At 68.9% G+C, this 16,462-nt stretch carries 11 protein-coding genes and 1 pseudogene; 4 read left to right on the top strand and 8 right to left on the bottom strand.

The genetic code is table 11. The features are described 5' to 3' along the window. Positions 1-41: 41 nt before the first annotated feature. Positions 42-1,331 carry a preprotein translocase subunit SecY gene (gene secY, locus DN051_RS37810; protein WP_381279765.1) on the bottom strand — a complete coding sequence of 430 codons (1,290 nt, stop codon included), beginning with the start codon at positions 1,329-1,331 and terminating at the stop codon, positions 42-44. 119 nt (positions 1,332-1,450) lie between these two features. Next, a pseudogene (locus DN051_RS37805) lies at positions 1,451-1,861 on the bottom strand (alpha/beta fold hydrolase); the annotation flags it as partial. A gap of 164 nt (positions 1,862-2,025) precedes the next feature. Between DN051_RS37805 and DN051_RS37800 the strand changes: the two are divergent. Further along, on the top strand, positions 2,026-4,281 hold the full coding sequence (locus DN051_RS37800) for a SpoIIE family protein phosphatase (protein WP_112441331.1): 2,256 nt from the start codon (positions 2,026-2,028) through the stop codon (positions 4,279-4,281). Positions 4,282-4,332: 51 nt separating this feature from the next. On the opposite strand, the gene DN051_RS37795 is transcribed toward DN051_RS37800, so the two are convergent. Beyond that, the gene (locus tag DN051_RS37795) at positions 4,333-6,045 is read right to left on the bottom strand and encodes an FAD-binding protein (protein ID WP_112441329.1); all 1,713 of its coding nucleotides are present in this window, start codon (positions 6,043-6,045) and stop codon (positions 4,333-4,335) included. A 658-nt stretch (positions 6,046-6,703) separates the two neighbouring features. Here DN051_RS37795 and DN051_RS37790 point away from each other — a divergent pair. Both DN051_RS37790 and DN051_RS37785 read left to right on the top strand, forming a co-directional pair. Then, positions 6,704-9,517 carry a helix-turn-helix transcriptional regulator gene (locus DN051_RS37790; RefSeq protein WP_112441327.1) on the top strand — a complete coding sequence of 938 codons (2,814 nt, stop codon included), beginning with the start codon at positions 6,704-6,706 and terminating at the stop codon, positions 9,515-9,517. Between the two features lie 143 nt (positions 9,518-9,660). Next, positions 9,661-10,353, top strand: a complete 693-nt coding sequence (locus DN051_RS37785) for a sigma factor (RefSeq protein ID WP_112441325.1) — start codon at positions 9,661-9,663, stop codon at positions 10,351-10,353. A 128-nt stretch (positions 10,354-10,481) separates the two neighbouring features. Here DN051_RS37785 and DN051_RS37780 read toward each other — a convergent pair whose 3' ends face one another. From DN051_RS37780 to DN051_RS37755, 5 genes are all read right to left on the bottom strand, one after another. Next, entirely contained in the window at positions 10,482-11,270 is a 789-nt protein-coding gene (locus DN051_RS37780) for a hypothetical protein (RefSeq protein WP_112441323.1), read from the bottom strand. Between the two features lie 248 nt (positions 11,271-11,518). Further along, the gene (locus tag DN051_RS45295; protein WP_162625062.1) at positions 11,519-11,749 is read right to left on the bottom strand and encodes a hypothetical protein; all 231 of its coding nucleotides are present in this window, start codon (positions 11,747-11,749) and stop codon (positions 11,519-11,521) included. A 658-nt stretch (positions 11,750-12,407) separates the two neighbouring features. Continuing rightward, positions 12,408-12,590, bottom strand: coding sequence for a hypothetical protein (locus DN051_RS37775; protein WP_112441321.1), 183 nt, complete (start codon positions 12,588-12,590; stop codon positions 12,408-12,410). A gap of 60 nt (positions 12,591-12,650) precedes the next feature. After that, positions 12,651-12,974 (bottom strand): 4a-hydroxytetrahydrobiopterin dehydratase, encoded by a 324-nt coding sequence (locus tag DN051_RS37770; protein ID WP_199314782.1) that lies wholly within the window; start codon positions 12,972-12,974, stop codon positions 12,651-12,653. 1,002 nt (positions 12,975-13,976) lie between these two features. Further along, positions 13,977-14,813: a GntR family transcriptional regulator gene (locus tag DN051_RS37755; RefSeq protein WP_112441317.1), complete on the bottom strand. Its 837-nt coding sequence runs from the start codon at positions 14,811-14,813 to the stop codon at positions 13,977-13,979. Between the two features lie 263 nt (positions 14,814-15,076). Here DN051_RS37755 and DN051_RS37750 point away from each other — a divergent pair, with 263 nt between their 5' ends. After that, a complete protein-coding gene (locus DN051_RS37750) occupies positions 15,077-16,345 on the top strand; it encodes an extracellular solute-binding protein (RefSeq protein WP_112441315.1) in 1,269 nt (422 codons plus the stop codon). Positions 16,346-16,462 lie beyond the last annotated feature (117 nt).

The following is a 16,462-nucleotide window of genomic DNA, read 5'->3' as shown; positions in this document are numbered from 1 at the left end:
AGGCCCGCTCGGGCGCCTGACAGTCCCCCGGCCGGCCGACGTCAGCGCAGGAAGCCCTCATAGCTGTGCTGCTCGATCTGGCTGTTGATCTGCTTGACCGTCTCCAGTCCGACGCTCACGATGATCAGGATGCTCGTCCCGGTGAGCTGGTTGGCGCCCCCGAAACTCGCGAAGGCGACGGTGGGGACCAGAGCGATCAGTCCCAGGTAGATCGATCCCGGCCAGGTCAGCCGGTTCAGGACATAGCTCAGGTACTCGGCTGTGGGCCGGCCCGCCCGGATGCCCGGAATGAACCCTCCGGCCCGCCGGATGTTGTTGGACACGTCCTCCGGGTTGAACGTGATCGCCACGTAGAAGAAGGCGAAGAACACGATCAGCAGGAAGTACGCGGCCACGTAGTAGGGGTGGTCGCCCTTGACGAAGTTGCCGGTGATCCAGGCGGCCCAGCCCGAGGTCGAATGCGAGAACTGGGCGATCAACGCGGGGATGTAGAGGACCGACGAGGCGAAGATGACCGGGACGACGCCGGCCTGGTTCACCTTGAGGGGAATGTAGGTCGCCGTTCCGCCGTAGGACCTTCGGCCCACCATCCGCTTGGCGTACTGGACCGGCACGCGGCGCTGGGCCTGTTCCACAAAGACGACCAGGCCCACCATGGCGAGCCCCACCAGGACGACGCTGCCGAAGTTGAGCCAGCCGTCGAGGATCTTGCCCTGCTGCTTCACCGCCCACAGCGCCGCCGGGAGCGTGGAGGCGATGGAGATGAAGATGAGCATCGACATGCCGTTGCCGATTCCCCGCTCGGTGATCAGCTCGCCCAGCCACATCACACAGGCTGTCCCCGCGGTGATCGTCACGACCATCACGGCGGTCGTGAAAACGCCTGTGTCCGGGACGATGGCGGACGCCACCGGGCAGCCCGGGAACAAGGCGCCGCTGCGAGCGGTGGCGACCAGGCCGGTGCCTTGCAGGACTGCCAGTCCGACGGTCAGATAGCGGGTGTACTGCGTGATCTTCGCCTGCCCGGCGGGGCCCTCCTTCTTGAGGGTGTCCAGCTTCGGAATGACCACGGTCAGCAGCTGCAGGATGATGCTCGCTGTGATGTAGGGCAGGATTCCCAGGGCGAAGACGGTGATCTGCAGCAGGGCTCCGCCGCTGAAGGCGTTGACGAGGCCGAGCAGACCGACCTCGCCCGAGGTCGCCGCGTCCACACAGCGCTGCACGTTCGGGTAGGAGACCCCCGGGATGGGAACGTGCGCGCCGATCCGGTACAGCACGATGACACCCAGCGTGAAGAGCAGCTTCTTCCGCAAGTCGCGGGTCTTGTACATCTGGGTGAACGCGCTGAACAAGCGGTTCCTCCTTCGCCCGGGCGCCGGTACGCAAAGGTGGATGCGAACGGGGAAAGCGCGCTGTCTCGATAAGCGTCAAGACTGGTGAATGGGCGGCCTCACACAGGCTGCGCCGAGCACCATCTTCGAGGGGGTCGGGCAGCCCGGCAACCGGACGGCGCGGGCCACGGAGCGCGCCGCCGCAGGACGGCGGCCCGTCGACGCTGTTCAGTGGGTGGTGGCTGGAAGGGCACCTGGTTCAGAGTGGGTCCCAGGGTGCTGCCGGGGAACTTGCCGGACAGCCCCAGCGCGCTCTCGCCCTTGTCGGGGGCGAAGGCAGCGATGTGGACGAGTGCCTTGACCTGCGGCACGTCGGCGGCGGCCGAGCTGATCACCGCGCCGCCGCAGGAGTGGCCGACCAGCACCACCGACCCGGACACCCTCTTGATCACACTGCGGACATAGGCGGCGTCACTGGCCAGACCCCGCAGCGGGTTCGCCGCGGCCAGCACCGGACGGCCCCCGCGCCGCTCTTAGCTGTACACAACTTAATTGCCTACAAGGGTCGAGGTCCGCCAAACCGACCGATGCTGCCGGGATAGCGCGGCGCTTCCCCCCGTCAAATAATTGCCGTGCACGCAAAAACCGACACATCACCTCGAACCACCCAGCGCTTCGCTCAGAGGAGCGTCCCGTGACAAGCCGTCATCCGGAAGCAGGCCGGCACCGCAGCAGCGAGCCTCAGCCCCTGCACGGACCGGAACTTGCGGAGGCCCTGCACCACGCCGCACGCGCAGCCCGGCAGCAGCTGGGCGCCGTGGCGGCGGCTGTCTACCTGCTCGACGAGCACCAAGGCGAACTGCGGCTGGCGCTGGCCGGCGGCAGCGCGCCGTCGTTCTTCACGTTTCCCGGGCGGATGAAACCGGACTCGGTCGCGGCCACGGCGCGGGCCTGGGCCTCAGGGAGGGCGGCGGTTCTGATCGATCCCGATCCCGCCGATCCTGCTCAGCAGCACGCGCTGCCCTACCCGTACGCCGCCGCCTCGGCCCCTGTCACCGCGGGTGAGCGGCGATTCGGCGCACTCACCGTGCTGCGGCTGGAGACCGCTGGGCCCTTCCCGCCCCGCGAGCTCTCGGCGTTGGAGGAGATCGGGGGCGAGCTCGCCCGGGCTCTGGAGAAGCTCGCCGACCAGGGCGTCACCGTGGCGGCCGGACCCATGCCGATGCTGGTCCCGCCCGACAGCAAGGTGGACACGAGCGTGTCCACGCCGGGCTGGGGAGTACGCAGCGTTCCCGGGTCCGCGGGTACGAGCATGATGTACCCCCTGCGCCGGCTGGCCGACCTGCTCAATCGGGCAACGACGGTGGACGACGTCGTGCGGGCGGCGCAGTACTGCGTCATGGCCCCCCTGCGTGCCCGGTCCCTGGCGCTGGTCTCGGCGAGCGAGGGCCGTTTGTGGGTCCTCGGGCACAGCGGTGACTCCTCGACCATGGTCCGGGGGCTGCACGGGGTCAGCGTGGACGAACGAACCCCGGCGGCGCAGGCGCTCGGCGGACGCCCGCTGTTCGTCCACGACGTGGAACCGCCGGGTCCCGGCCTGCCCGTGCCCGACGAACAGCCGCGGACGGTCGCCTACCTCCCGCTCACCGACGACGGGCAGTTCATCGACCTTCCGCTGACCAGCGGCAGGAGGGTCGTCGGGGTCTGCTGCCTGACCTTCGACGGCATGCGCGAGTTCCCGCCGGAGGAGCGGGCCCTGCTCGGCATGATGACGGGGCAGCTCGGAGCGGCCGTGGAGCGCGTGGAGCTCAGCGCGCGCCAGCGGGCCGTAGCCGAGTGCCTGCAGCGCTTCCTCCTGCCGCCCCAGCTTGCCGACCTGCCGAGGCTGCCCACCACGGCGCGGTACCGGCCCGCCGGTACCACCTCCAACGTGGGGGGCGACTGGTACGACGTGATCACACTGCCCGGTGCATGTGCGGTGCTCGTCGTCGGCGACGTCGAGGGGCACGCCATGGAGAGCGCCGCCGTCATGGGCCAGGTACGCACCGCGATGGCCTCCTACGCGGCCGAGGGGCACCGGCCCGCCACGGTGATCGACCGGACCAGATGTCTCCTCGACCGGCTGGGCACCGATCTGACCGTGACCTGTTGTGTGGTCGCACTGGACACGATGGACGGCACCGCCGAGGTGGCCCTGGCCGGCCACCCCGCTCCCCTCCTGCGGACGCCCGAGGGGAACATCCGCACCCTGGACGCACCGGCCAACGTGCCCCTGGGCGTGACGGTCCCTGATCCCTACCAGGCGCGCGAGCACACACTCGACCCCGGTTCGATCCTCATGCTCTGGACCAACGGGCTGGTCGACTGGCACCCGAGCGACCCACAGACCCGCGCACACGTACTGCTCGGTTCGGGCGAGAGCGGGGCGTCGACACCCGACCTGGAGCACCTTGCCGACCTGATCATCACCGAGGCCTGCGCCACACAGCAGCCACGCGACGACGCCGTCGTCCTGCTGGCGCGGTACGAAGGGACACCGGGCCAGGAGGAGCCCCGGGTGGCAGGCCTGCACATCCAGCGCCGCGACCTGCTCGGCGCGCGGACGGCCCGCACGTTCGTGCACGACCAACTGGACACCTGGGGTCTGCAAGACTTGTCGGACACCCTGGAACTGGTCGCTTCGGAGATCGTCACCAACGCGCTCATCCACGCAGGCAGCGATGTGGACGTCCGGCTGCGCGCCTTCGAGGACCACCTCCGGCTGGAGGTGCGGGACTCGGACAGCAACCCACCGGTCCCCTCACACCTGACTCTGGCCGCGGAGGAGAACGCCCGGGCGGAGCACGGCCGTGGCCTGCTGATCGTCGAGTCACTCGTGGACGACTGGAACAGCTCCCCCAACGGCAAGGGCAAGACGGTCGCATTGAACCTGCCCATTCCCCCACGCTGAGCCGGCGTTAATCCAGGCGTAGCGGCCTGGGGTGAACGGCGACGTCGAACGTCAAGCAGAACCGTCGTGCATCAACTCGGCGATGTCGGTGGGGATCGGTGCAACCGGTTCGCGGCGCACTCCGGTATCGGGCGACCACACAAGGTTGACGTTCAGGTCCGGGTCGAGGTCGGGATAATCGGACCGGTTGTGACACCCGCGTGTCTCCCTGCGCTCCAATGCGCATTCCAGTGTCGCTCGAGCCGCGAGAACGCTGGATCTGAGGTCAAAGGCGTGTGCAAGATCCTGGACACCGCTGATGTCGATGTGCACGCCCACGTCCACCATGCGGGTCTCGATCTCGTCGAGCCCTTCGAGCCCGGCGGCGAGCCCGGCCTCGTCTCGTACGACGCCGGCGTGCTCCGTCATCAGGTGGCGCACCGACCGTTGCAGCGCGCGGACATTCTGGTCGCCGTCGGCAGTAAGCAGCCGGTTCACTTCCACCTCTGCGGCGCGAATCGCTCCGAGCGACCGTTGCTGGCCGGTGAGCTTGGCCGAGTACTCCGTAGCGGCCCGGCCGGCGATCTGGCCGTAGACGAGTTGCTCGATCAGTGAGTTCCCCTCCAATCGGTTCGCGCCGTGCAGACCACTGGCGGCCTCCCCGATCGCAAAGAGCCCGTCGACATCGGTGCTCTGGTCCTCAGGCCGGACCCACACACCGCCCATCGAGTAGTCGGCAGTCGGTGCGACCTCGATCGGGTCGCATGTGACATCGAGCATCTGCAGGTCCCACAAGGTCTGGTGCACCTGCGGCAGCCGCGTCAGGACCGTGTCACGCGGCAGGTGCGACAGGTCGAGCCACACGCCGCCGGCCTGCGAGCCGCGGCCCTCCTTGATCTCGGTGTACGACGCCAGCGCGACCCTGTCCCGGCTCGACAGCTCCATTCGCTCGGGGTCGTAGCGCGTCATGAACCGCTCACCCAGGTTGTTGAGCAGGAACCCGCCCTCGCCACGGGCAGCCTCGCTGACAAGCGTGCCGGCCGCGCTCTCCGGGCTGATCAGCCCGGAGGGGTGGAACTGCACCAGTTCGGGGTCACGCAACCGGGCACCGGCCTCGACAGCGAGGCGGAAGGAGTCGCCCATGTTCTGGTCACGACGTGAGGACGTACGCCGCCAGATGCGCGTGTGCCCGCCCGTCGCGAGGATCACGGCGTCGGCATGCACCAGGTAGCGCGAGCCGTCGACGAGGTCGAACCCATAGGCGCCGAACACCGTCCCGTCGTCGACAAGCAGTCGGGTGACGTACATGTTCGACAGGACGGGAATGGCGAGCCGGTCCGCGCGCTCGCGGAGTACTCGTTGCACCTCCGAGCCGGTGCGCTCGTCGGCGAACGCGGCGCGTCGGTAGGAGTTGGCACCGAAGTAGCGCTGGGCGATCCAGCCGTCACCTGGGCCGTCGAAACGCATCCCATAGCGCTCCAGGTCGTGGATGCCTTGTGCGGCGTTGCGGGTCACGACCAGCGCGGTGCGTGGGTCGGCCAGCAGGCCGCTCTCCTGCAACGTGTCAGCGGCATGCTGCTCCCAGGTGCGGGCGGGATCGGCGGTGGCCGGCGCCGCGTTGTTACTACCGGATACCGTGACGGCGCGGACACCGTCGGCCCCGCGTTTACCGACTGCGATGACCGCCACACCGGCCTCGGCGACTTCGATGGCTGCGCGGAGGCCTGAGCCACCAGTTCCCACCACGAGAACGGACGTGGCGAGCTGGTGTCCGAGCGAATACACGGGACCTCCTACAACAGCGGACGGACGGTAGTCGGTCCTCGACCGCGTAGCGACGCCGTGCGTGACACGCGGGGAGCATTTCCCGGTGTGGAAGCCGTCACAGCCGCTGAGACGTCATCTCGTTTGCCTGGTACGGCATGACTCTCGACCTGGGACGGAAGCCTTCCGCTCACCGCTCGGCAGGCTTGACCGACCGCACAGGTTTTCCGTTCGGGTGGTCTCCGGCGGAGGCAATGCGGCATGTCATTCCGACACCCCGGCCCGACGCCGGAGAAGTGTGAAGTACCACACACCACCGTCCTGTCACAGGACGAGATTTGCCGGTGTCTTGTGGGCGCACACGGTCCGGATCAGGCAAGGGCTCCAAGAGCGGAGAGGCGAAAATGTCATCGAGCACACCGGCATACGCCTCGTCGTCGACTGATGGCGGGCGGGGACGGCGGCGGAATCCGCCGGTCAGCCGCCCCTCACCCATCGGGGTGGCGCCCACGCAGCCCGAAGCACATCACCACACCCAGAAGATGACATTCCTCCAATTTGCCCCATTTCTTCCGCTAGCCCGACTGAGAGAAAGGGAGCCCTCACCGATATCGCTCCCACGATCGTCCCGGCAAACGCCCTGGGAGCCGTCCCAGAAGTCCTCTAGGAGTCGCGTCGCATGACCGTCAACACGCTTCCCGGCCTGGTCGGCCGGCATCGCGAGTGCGCGGCGCTCGACGACCTGCTGGTCGGCCTGCGCAAAGGTGGGTCTCGTGTATGGGTGATCCGTGGCGAAGCGGGCATCGGGAAGTCGGTGCTTCTGGAGTATGTGGCCGCCCAGGCGTCACGGGTGACGGTGACCCGGGCGCGAGGCATTGAGGCCGACATGGAGCTGCCGTACGCGAGCCTGCATCAGCTGTGTACGCCGTTCTTGGCCGAGGTCGAGGCGTTGCCCGGACCGCAGCGCGATGCCCTCCGCGTAGCGTTCGGGATGGCGGCCGGAGACCCACCTGACCGCTTCCTGGTCGGCCTCGCGGTGCTGACTCTGCTCACCCGGGCCTCAGAGACCCGCCCGGTACTCCTTGTGGTCGACGACGCCCAGTGGCTGGACCAGGTGTCCTTGCAGACACTGGAGTTCGTGGCTCGGCGACTGCTCGCCGAGCCGGTCGCGATGGTGTTCGCGGTACGCGACCCCGAGGGTCAGGCCGCACTCGCCGGTCTGCCGGAGATACGGATCGGCGGTCTCGATGCCGCCGCAGGCGGAGAACTCCTCGAAGCCGCCGTGAGCGGGCGGCTGGAGAAGCGGGTCCGGGACCGTTTCGTGGCCGAGATGCATGGCAACCCACTCGCGCTGCTCGAGTTCTCCCGCGGCCGCAGCGCCGCCGAGCTGGCATACGGCTTGACTTCGAGTTCCCCGATTGTCCAAGGGACGGTGTCGAGCCGCGTCGAACGGGACTTCGCCAGGCGGCTCGCTGCGCTGCCGGCACCGACCCGGACGCTGCTGCTGATCGCCGCGGCGGAACCGATCGGTGACGCGCGCCTGCTGGTCCGGGCAGCCGACGCTTTGGAGATCACTCCCAACGGCGCCCCGGCCAAGGCGGCCGGCCTGATCGAGTTCGGTGAGTCCGTTCGGTTTCGCCACCCGCTGGTCCGTTCGGCCGTCTACCGACAAGCCGAGCCCGAAGAACGCCGAGCGGTGCACCGGGCGCTCTCAGCGGCCACGGACCCGGTTCTGGATCCCGACCGGCGCGCCTGGCATGCCGCGCAGGCGGCCGATGGCCCCGACGAGGAGGTCGCCGCTGGACTGGAGCAGGCCGCGGGCCGCGCACGGCAGCGTGGCGGCATGGCGGCCGAGGCCGTCCTGCTGGAACGCGCCGCCGAAGTGACACCGGACGCCTGGGCTCGGGGGCGCCGAGCCCTTGCGGCCGCCGAGGCGCATCTCTCGGCCGCCTCGCCCGACCGCGCCACGGAACTGGCGACGCGGGCCGAATTGTGCCCCCTCAGCCCCTTGGACCAAGCCCGCTTGGCGCGCCTGCGTGCCAGGATCCTCTTCGCTCGCCGCCGCAGCGACGAGGCGGCACCTCTGCTCCTCGACGCCGCCGCGCAGTTTGCAGCCGCCGGGCTGCCACTGGCACGGGAGACCTACCTCGAGGCGATCAGCGCGACCGTCTTCGCAGGCAGGGTCCACGGTCCGACAGGCGCCCGCGCCGCAGCGATCGCGGCCCGCGGCTCCGGGGCGCCCTCCTCCGGCTCCAAGGCCGCCGACCTGCTTCTGGACGGTGTGGCCACACTCCTCGCAGACGGTTACGAGACCGGTGTCCCGGCACTCTGTCGCGCGCTGGAGCCTCTGGCGCATGAGGAACTCGCCACCCGGGAAGCGACGATGCGCTGGCTTCTCCTGGCTCCGGTCGCGCTGGAAGCGTTCATTCACCACGCCTGGGACCTGCACGCGTGGGACATGCTGGCGACACGTGCGGTGCGCCTGGCTCGCGACATCGGAGCGCTCGGCGCGCTGCCACCGGCACTGATCTACCTCAGCGGGGTGCACATCCACACCGGCAACTTCGCCGAGGGAGCCCGGATGATCGAGGAAGCCGACGCGATCGCCGCCGCGACCGGCCACGCCCCGCACCAATACGCGACCCTGGTCCTGGCCGGGTGGCGCGGCGACGCGGACGCTGCCGCCGGCATCATCGAAGGCGCCAAGGCCAGCGCCGCACTGCGGGGCGAGGTGTCCCTGCTGGGCGTCACGGGCTGTATCCAAGGCGTGCTGTTCAACGGCCTGGGACGCTACGACCAGGCGCTGGCGGCCGCCCGCTCCGGCATCGAGCACGACGGGTTCAACTTCACCGGCCTGTCGCTGGTCGAACACATCGAGGCCGCGACCAGATGCGGCGAACTCGACGAGGCCCGCACCTCGCTTGCCCGGCTGGTCGAACTCACCCGCGCCGCCGATTCCGGATGGGCCCGTGGCGCCAGCACTCGCAGCCAAGCTCTCCTCACCGGCGACGATGTCAAGGCCGATCGCCTGTACCGGACCGCGATCGATGAGTTCGGCCGCGGCCGCGTGGCCGTGGAGGTGGCACGCACCCACCTGCTGTACGGCGAGTGGCTGCGCCGCGCCCGCCGCCGCTCGCTCGCCCGGGAGCACCTTCGCACGGCCCACGAGATGTTCGACGGAATGGGGGCGAACGCGTTCGCCGAGCGAGCTCGACGTGAACTGCTCGCCAGTGGCGAACGCGTCCGGGTACGGGAGACCGAGCCGGCGAGCGCGCTGACCCCACAGGAGGCGCAGATCGCGACTCTCGCCGCCGGCGGCATGACGAACCCGCAGATCGGGGCGGAGCTGTTCATCAGCCCGCACACCGTGGAGTGGCACCTGCGGAAGGTCTACACGAAGCTCGGGATCAGCTCACGTCGCGCACTGCCGGGTGCCCTCGCGATCGCCCCGGCCGCGAACACCAGGGACGAGGGCACGGCGCCATCAGGCTGAGAGCCGGTACGGGCGACCCCGGGGTGAACCACGGACTCGACCACGGACTCGACCACGGACTTCCAGGGCGCGATCAGCGATGCCTCGGACCGAGGGTGAGGTCAGCGCCCTGAATGGGCGCCGTCCACCAAGAGGAGTCCACGATGTCCGCGCCCAGCCTGGAGACGACAACACCGACCGAACCCTCGGTCTCCCGGTCGGCCGAGGATGACGCGGACCTCGCTCTCGACATCTTCCTGGCACAGCAGCCACGACTGCTCCGCATCGCCCACCAGGTCCTCGGCGACGTCTCGGGAGCCGAAGACGTCGTCCAGGACATGTGGCTGCGCTGGCAGCTCTCCCACAGCACGAAGATCAAGAATCCCGCCGCCTTCCTGACCACGGCCACGACCCGTCTGGCGATCAACGTCATCCGGTCAGCGCGACACCGCCACGAAGCCCCGAGCAATTCGCAGTTGGCCGACCTCGTCGACCTGGCCGCTCATGATCCCGTACTGCGTGCCGAGCGAACCGCGGCACTCGAAGAGGCCTTGGCCCTACTCATGGCAAAGCTGACGCCGGATGGGCTGGCCGCCTACGTGCTGCGAAAGGGATTCGACTACCCCTACGCCGATCTTGCACGATTGCTTCGGACCAGCGTCCCCAACTCAAGGCAACTGGTACGCCGCGCGCAGACCCAACTCAACAGCGACCGCGACCGGCCGGTCCCCGCCGAGGCACACCGTAGCCTCGTCGCCGCGTTTCAGACCGCGGCCGAAACCGGCGACCTCGACGTCCTCACACAGCTACTCGCGCCCAACAGCCCTGTGCATCGCTTGCCGTCACCGGTCCCTTGACCTCTCGTCCAAGTCAGGTTCGAACAGGGGACGTGACCACCCCAACCCGGCAAGACGACGCAGGTACCGGTTGGCAAACCAACCGCATATGCGGAATCGATCGACTCGCCGGAGTCCGCGTCGCGAACTCAGCGCACCTGGCGAGCCGGTGATTGCTGCAGCACCCACAGCCGACGGGCCAGACTCCCCAGGGGAGCACGATGCGCCTCAGCCAGCTGGACCGGGCTGATCACACCGGCGTCGCTGAGCCGACCGAGGGCACAGTTGAGGTCGGCCTGTATCGCCACGCGGTCATCGTCGTCCAACTCGGCCACACGGGCGACAAACTCCTCATACGCGGGCCGCACCGCCGTCGGAACACCGCGACCGGCCGCCTGCCGGGCCACGCGCACACTCACCACGCACACCACGGCCACGGCAACCTGGCCCGCACACAAGCTCCAACCTCCGAAGGACGGCTCGACCGAGGCCGCGACAGCGAGGATGCCGGCCGACACCGCCGCGAAAACAGCCTCGAAAAGTGCGAGCACAACTTCCTGCGCCGTGGCCCGCGGCCCACCGGCGCGGGTCCGCTGCCATTCGCGGACACGCAGCACGATGTGGACGGCCGAGATCAGCCCGATGACGCTGTACAGCGCGACGGCCGCGTCCCCGTCCCGAACCGCGAAGATCGTCAGCACCGGTAGAGCCAGGGGCGCGAACAGAGCCACAAGCCTGCCCGCGTCGAGTGCGTGGTCCCACCCGGTCCTGGTCCGGTCGAGATCGGCACCAGCCGCCACAGCCGCCTCACGCAGCTCGGGCACCCGGCCGAACGCGCTCGACTCCAGATCACTCCACCGAAAGCTACTGACCGCACCATCCACCACCCCCTCGGCATAAGCGGCAGCGGAAGAAAAGGATTCCGAGGTCGGCGACATGAGCCGGTGCTCTCCAAATTCGGTCGTCTGGCAGGTCAAAGGCCTGCGCACGGTAACAGCACCCCTACCAGCTCACAACACGCGGAGTTCGCCGTTGCCGGAACGCGTGCTGGGAGCTTCGGAAGCGGCTGCATCGCTCTGGTGCCCGGACATCGCAACGCACACCGGCGCAGAGGCCGTACGTCGCCCGTCCCAGGGCCGGATCCAGCCGTCGTGAACGCGGCACGCTGAGTGGGGCAGCGCCGAGGTCATCGTCGCCGCCAAGGCCAAACGCGCGTTTCCGCGATTCGAGCAATTCTCGGCATTTCTGGACGAGATGCCCGCTTCCAACTGGCCCAGGCACCCCGTGCGAACACAGCACTGACGAGTAGGTCACCGAAGGCGCTGGGGGCGTCGTGTCCATTCACCGCGCTGAGCAGACCGCCGATGGCTGCAACGGTGAAGAACAGGGCGAGGAAGGACCAGATCACGATCTTCATGCTGGGGAAGGTATCCGGCTCACGGGACGACTTGGGGCGCAGGGGGAGATGCCTGCTTGCCGCCAGAAGTCTCGGTCAGGGGCATCCAGGCGTACTCGAGGGCGAGACCGGCAACCTGTGACGCCCACACCTGCAACACGGACCATCAGGCAGATCGCACCACGTAGGCGAACTGGACGTCGAGAACGTCATCTGGCGGCGGACGAGGAGCGGCTGGAGCCCGGTCCCCCACCCTCCTCGCCGAACACGCGCTGAGCCGCGTGTTCCACATCGCAGTGGTGCGGGCGCGGCACCCGGTCACCCATGGCCGCGACAGTGCGACCCTTGGGGCCCCGCAACGGATACACCCAAGAGGCAGTGCCCCCAAAGGCACGGCTCGGCCGGCACCGTCATGCTCAGGCCCCGGGATGGTTTCGGCGGGTGAGCAAGAAGGTTCATCGTTCGCCAGCATCCGGGCGTAGGCACGCATCGCCTCACGCTGCTGAGGCAGACCCCAAGCGCGCACGATTTCCCCGAAGTTGGCCCACCTCTGACCGATGTCCAGTTGCAGCGCGGTCACATCGCCAAGGACGTCCACGAGCTGCAGGACGGTGTCGCAGGTCTTGCTGGTGGTGGCCAGGGCGTGGCCCACGGAGAACAAGCAACGCACCGTGACTCGCTACGTCCTCGGCGGCGTCGGAACTGCGCATCCGCAGTCGCTGTGGGTGACCCAGGTATCTGCCGTGCTCCAGGTTCCGATGCCGTTGGTCTCAACGGTGCAGGAGCTGATGCGCTGGGTGCCGTCGAGCTCCCCGCTCTGGCGTTCGAAGCCGACGTACAGGGCCGGCCGGGCGAGGGGCATGGCCTCAGAATGCCGACCAGCATCTCCCAACCGTCACCGGTGGTAGAGCGATCCGGCCGGTCACGATTCGTCGAGCGGCTCCGCCTGGTGCGCCTGCGCGATGGCGTCGATACGTCGCGCGAGATCGAAGTCCGCTGCGGTCAGTTTGTGTCCGGCATCGTGGGTGGTGATGGCGAACCGTACCCGCCCCCACCGTAGGTCGATGTCGGCATGGTGGCTGATGAGCCGCTCGACGTCGGCCACGTGCACGATCATCGCCACACCGCCGTGATACCGGATCGAGTAGGCGCGGCTGATCTCATCATCCTCACGGCGCCAGCCCGGTACCTCCCTGAGTGCGGCCTCGATTTCATCCTCCGACAGCGGCACCGGTACCTCAGCCACGGTCACTTCCTCTCATTCACAGGCGCCAGAACCTCCTCGAGATCCCGGCCGACCGGGGCATCCTGCCACGGCCGCATCGCCCGCTGAAGTGTCACCAGCTCCCGCCGCATCCGCGCTGACCGGGTCTCGACCGCGATGTCCGCGACCTGCCGTGCGAACTCCAAGGCTGGGTCCGGCTCCCCGGCCCTTGCCGCCGCGGTGGCTTACCTGGCGAGGTACACGCCACGGTCACGCCGCGCGGTCCCGGGGACGACGTCGAGGACTTGAGACCACAGCGATACCGCCTCCTGACCGAGGCCGAGCCGCCCGTAGCATGTGGCTCGCTGAACTTCCAGGTATCCAGGCGTCCTACGGCAGGCATTGCCCCACAGCAGATCGTCGTCGACCTGGGGCGGCAGACGCCCAGCTTGGTCGAGGAGCCGGTCAACGGCACTGCGATCGCGGGTGAGGCTGGCACCGTGGGCCTGCCGCGGCATCGCCATGATCCTCACCTTGGGGACAAGCCGGTCGGCATTGTCGAGCGCGGCCTCGCAACAGGTCGATGACCGCGTGCCCGTCCCCGAGGTCGGCGCGGACCTGCGCCTGGTTCACCAAGGAGTACCCGACGAGGTTCGGGTCCCGGGACCGCATCGCGATCTCCTGTGTGACCCCACGCCAGAAGCTGGCGCCGTCCATGTCGCCCGCGTCCTGGTACAGCCAGCCGACGAGGGTGGCGTATGCGGCGCCGACGCGGAGCAGGCCCTGGGCGACGCCTGGGTACCGTACGACATGGTCGGCTCGTCCAGTGGCGCTGTCCGTGCCGGCCGGGTCCACACCCGCTGCGCTGACGTCTCGCGCCGCCACTGAGCGGCACGGCGCCCCGGTGGGTGGCCCCACGCCTCTCCCGCGCAGCCGTACGCCCATTGCCCACCCGGCGTCGTGGGCTGTCGTAGTCGCGGCTGGTGTCCCGTGCCGGCTTCGGCCATCAAGCCAGCAGGTACTCCGCGGGCAAGCTCAGCGCCCCTACTGAACCACCCCACGTGTGGAGAACGTGACCGGGTCACCCCCCGTGAAGTCGCCGGGCGGCATCCCCGGGTGGTGGCCCTCGCTGGGGGATGGCTGCTCGACGCGCGGCCCCAGGGCGAGGCGGGACACGATGCGGTAGCGGTCACCCCGGTAGAGCGAGTGCACGTACTCGACCGGCCGGTCGAGCGTGTCCGTGGTGAGGCGTTCGAAGAGCAGCGCCGGAGACAGTTCGGGGACGTCCAGCAGGTCGGCCTCGGCACGGGTGACCACCGTCGGCTCGATGGACTGCACCGCTTCGCTGACCTGTACGCCGTGCTGGTCGCGCAGGTGCTCGTAGAGGTCTCCGTGCTCCAGTTCGTCACTGGTCAGGTCCGGCACCAGGTCGGCCCGGACGTGCAGGTGCTCGATGGCCATGGGCGTGCCGTCGACCAGCCGGAGCCGTGCCACGTAGCGGATCTCCGCCGCGGGCGAGATACGCAGTTTGCGGCCGACCCGGGCGCCGGCGGACAGCGTCCGGTACTCCAGCAGCCGACTGGTCCAGACCCCGCCGGCCTGGGGCAGGCTGAAGGCGTTCCGGTCGGAGATCAGCTCCTGGGTGATCTTCTCGGCGGCCACGAACATGCCCCGCCCGTGCTCGCGGACCAGCAGTCCGGCCACGACGAGCTCGTCGACCGCGGCACGCAGCGTCGGCCGGGAGACGCCGAGTTCCGCGCACAGGACGCGCTCGGAGGGGATGGCGTCGCCGGGGCGCCGTGCCTCGATCAGTTCGAGGATCGCGTCACGGACCCGTTCACGCTTGAGCATCGCACCGGAGGCTGCGGCATCGATCTCCATTCGGACCCTCGTTCGTCGTCGGGACGGGCACTGGTCATCGTAACTGGTCTGCTGGTCAGCCCAGCGTAGAGCGTGCGACTCCGGATGATCCAGTCGGTCACCAACCTCGACACCACCCATTTTGCGCTTCCACCAAGGGTCTTGACGCTTCAATTGGTCCATGCCATTTTCATCCCCGCACCAACTGGTAAAGCCCGGCGGCCAACTGGTCAAGTCGGGATGTCGTGTGCCGCCCACCGGCTCCAGGCTCCTAGAGGTGAACCGTGAACCACCGCTCCCTTGCCCTGCTCGGCGCGATGCTGTTGAGTGCCGGACTCGTCGCCTGCTCCTCTTCCGACGGTGAGTCCGGCGAGGCCGCCGGCGGCCGGACCGCCCTCGACGTCTGGCTGATGCGCGACAGCGTCTCCGACACCTTCCAGAAGGAGTTCGAGGCCGGCTTCGAGAAGGCCCATCCCGAGATCGACGTGCGCATCCAGATCCAGGAGTGGGACGGCATCGGCGAGAAGGTCACCGCCGCGCTGGCCAGCAACGACGCCCCGGACGTCATCGAGGTGGGCAACACCCAGGTCGCCCAGTACGCGCAGAGCGGCGGACTGACCGACTTCACCGCCAAGGTCACCGAACTCGGCGGCGACACCTGGCTCAAGGGCCTCGCGGAGCCCGGGGCGTACGAGGGCAAGCAGTACGGCATCCCGTACTACGCCGCCAACCGGGTCGTCATCTACCGTACCGACCTCTTCGAGAAGGCGGGCGTCGACGCCGCCACGATCACGACACGCGAACAGTGGATCGCCGCCACCGAGAAGCTCAACGAGGGCGGCACCCAGGGCATCTACCTGCCCGGCCAGAACTGGTACGTCCTGTCCGGCTTCATCTGGGACGAGGGCGGCGACCTCGCTGCCGAGTCCGGAGGCGAGTGGAAGGGCGGGCTCGACAGCCCCGAGGCCCTGCGCGCCATGGAGTTCTACAGCGAGCTGCAAGCCCTCGGGAAGGGCCCCAAGGACTCCGACGAGGCGCAGCCACCGCAGGCCGAGGTGATGGCCAAGGGCGAGATCGCCCAGATCATCGCCACGCCCGGCGGCGCCAATGTCGTCGTGCAGAACAACCCCGAGCTGGAAGGCAGGCTGGGCTTCTTCCCGCTCCCGGGCAAGGCGGCCGGCACTCCGGGCGCCGTGTTCACCGGTGGCTCGGACCTCGTCGTGCCCGCCGTCGCCGCCCACCAGGACGAGGCCTACACCTTCATCAAGGAACTCACCGGTGACGCCTGGCAGAAGAAGCTCGCCCTCGCCATGAGCTACGTGCCCAACAAGACGTCCCTGGCGGACGCCGTGGCCTCCGACCCGGGCGCGGCGGCGATGGCTGTCGGCGCCGCCAACGGACACGCCACTCCCAACACGCCCGAATGGGCAGCCGTGGAAGCGAAGAACCCCATCAAGGACTACATGACGGCCGTCCTGACCGGGCGCGATCCGCGCTCCGAGGCGGCCAAGGCGTCCCAAACCATCGGCGACACCCTCAACAACGGTTCCTGAACCCGCGTCGGACCGGACCGTCCGTCCCCTTGCCCGGGCCTGACCCGGACCCGCACCCGGCGGCCCACCGGGACCCGCACCGGGCCCCACCAGGACCCCGTCATCGACCCCGCTTCC

The sequence above is a fragment of the Streptomyces cadmiisoli genome, assembly GCF_003261055.1.
Lineage (GTDB): Bacteria > Actinomycetota > Actinomycetes > Streptomycetales > Streptomycetaceae > Streptomyces > Streptomyces cadmiisoli.
Note: the sequence above shows the minus strand (reverse complement) of the source record. Positions and strands in the feature narration are given on the sequence as shown.

Coding starts and splice junctions, on each gene's coding strand:
- secY (WP_381279765.1), bottom strand. CDS start 1,331: ATGTACAAGACCCGCGACTTGCGGAAGAAGCTGCTCTTCACGCTGGGT.
- DN051_RS37790 (WP_112441327.1), top strand. CDS start 6,704: ATGACCGTCAACACGCTTCCCGGCCTGGTCGGCCGGCATCGCGAGTGC.
- DN051_RS37785 (WP_112441325.1), top strand. CDS start 9,661: ATGTCCGCGCCCAGCCTGGAGACGACAACACCGACCGAACCCTCGGTC.
- DN051_RS37780 (WP_112441323.1), bottom strand. CDS start 11,270: ATGTCGCCGACCTCGGAATCCTTTTCTTCCGCTGCCGCTTATGCCGAG.
- DN051_RS45295 (WP_162625062.1), bottom strand. CDS start 11,749: ATGAAGATCGTGATCTGGTCCTTCCTCGCCCTGTTCTTCACCGTTGCA.
- DN051_RS37775 (WP_112441321.1), bottom strand. CDS start 12,590: ATGCCCCTCGCCCGGCCGGCCCTGTACGTCGGCTTCGAACGCCAGAGC.
- DN051_RS37755 (WP_112441317.1), bottom strand. CDS start 14,813: ATGGAGATCGATGCCGCAGCCTCCGGTGCGATGCTCAAGCGTGAACGG.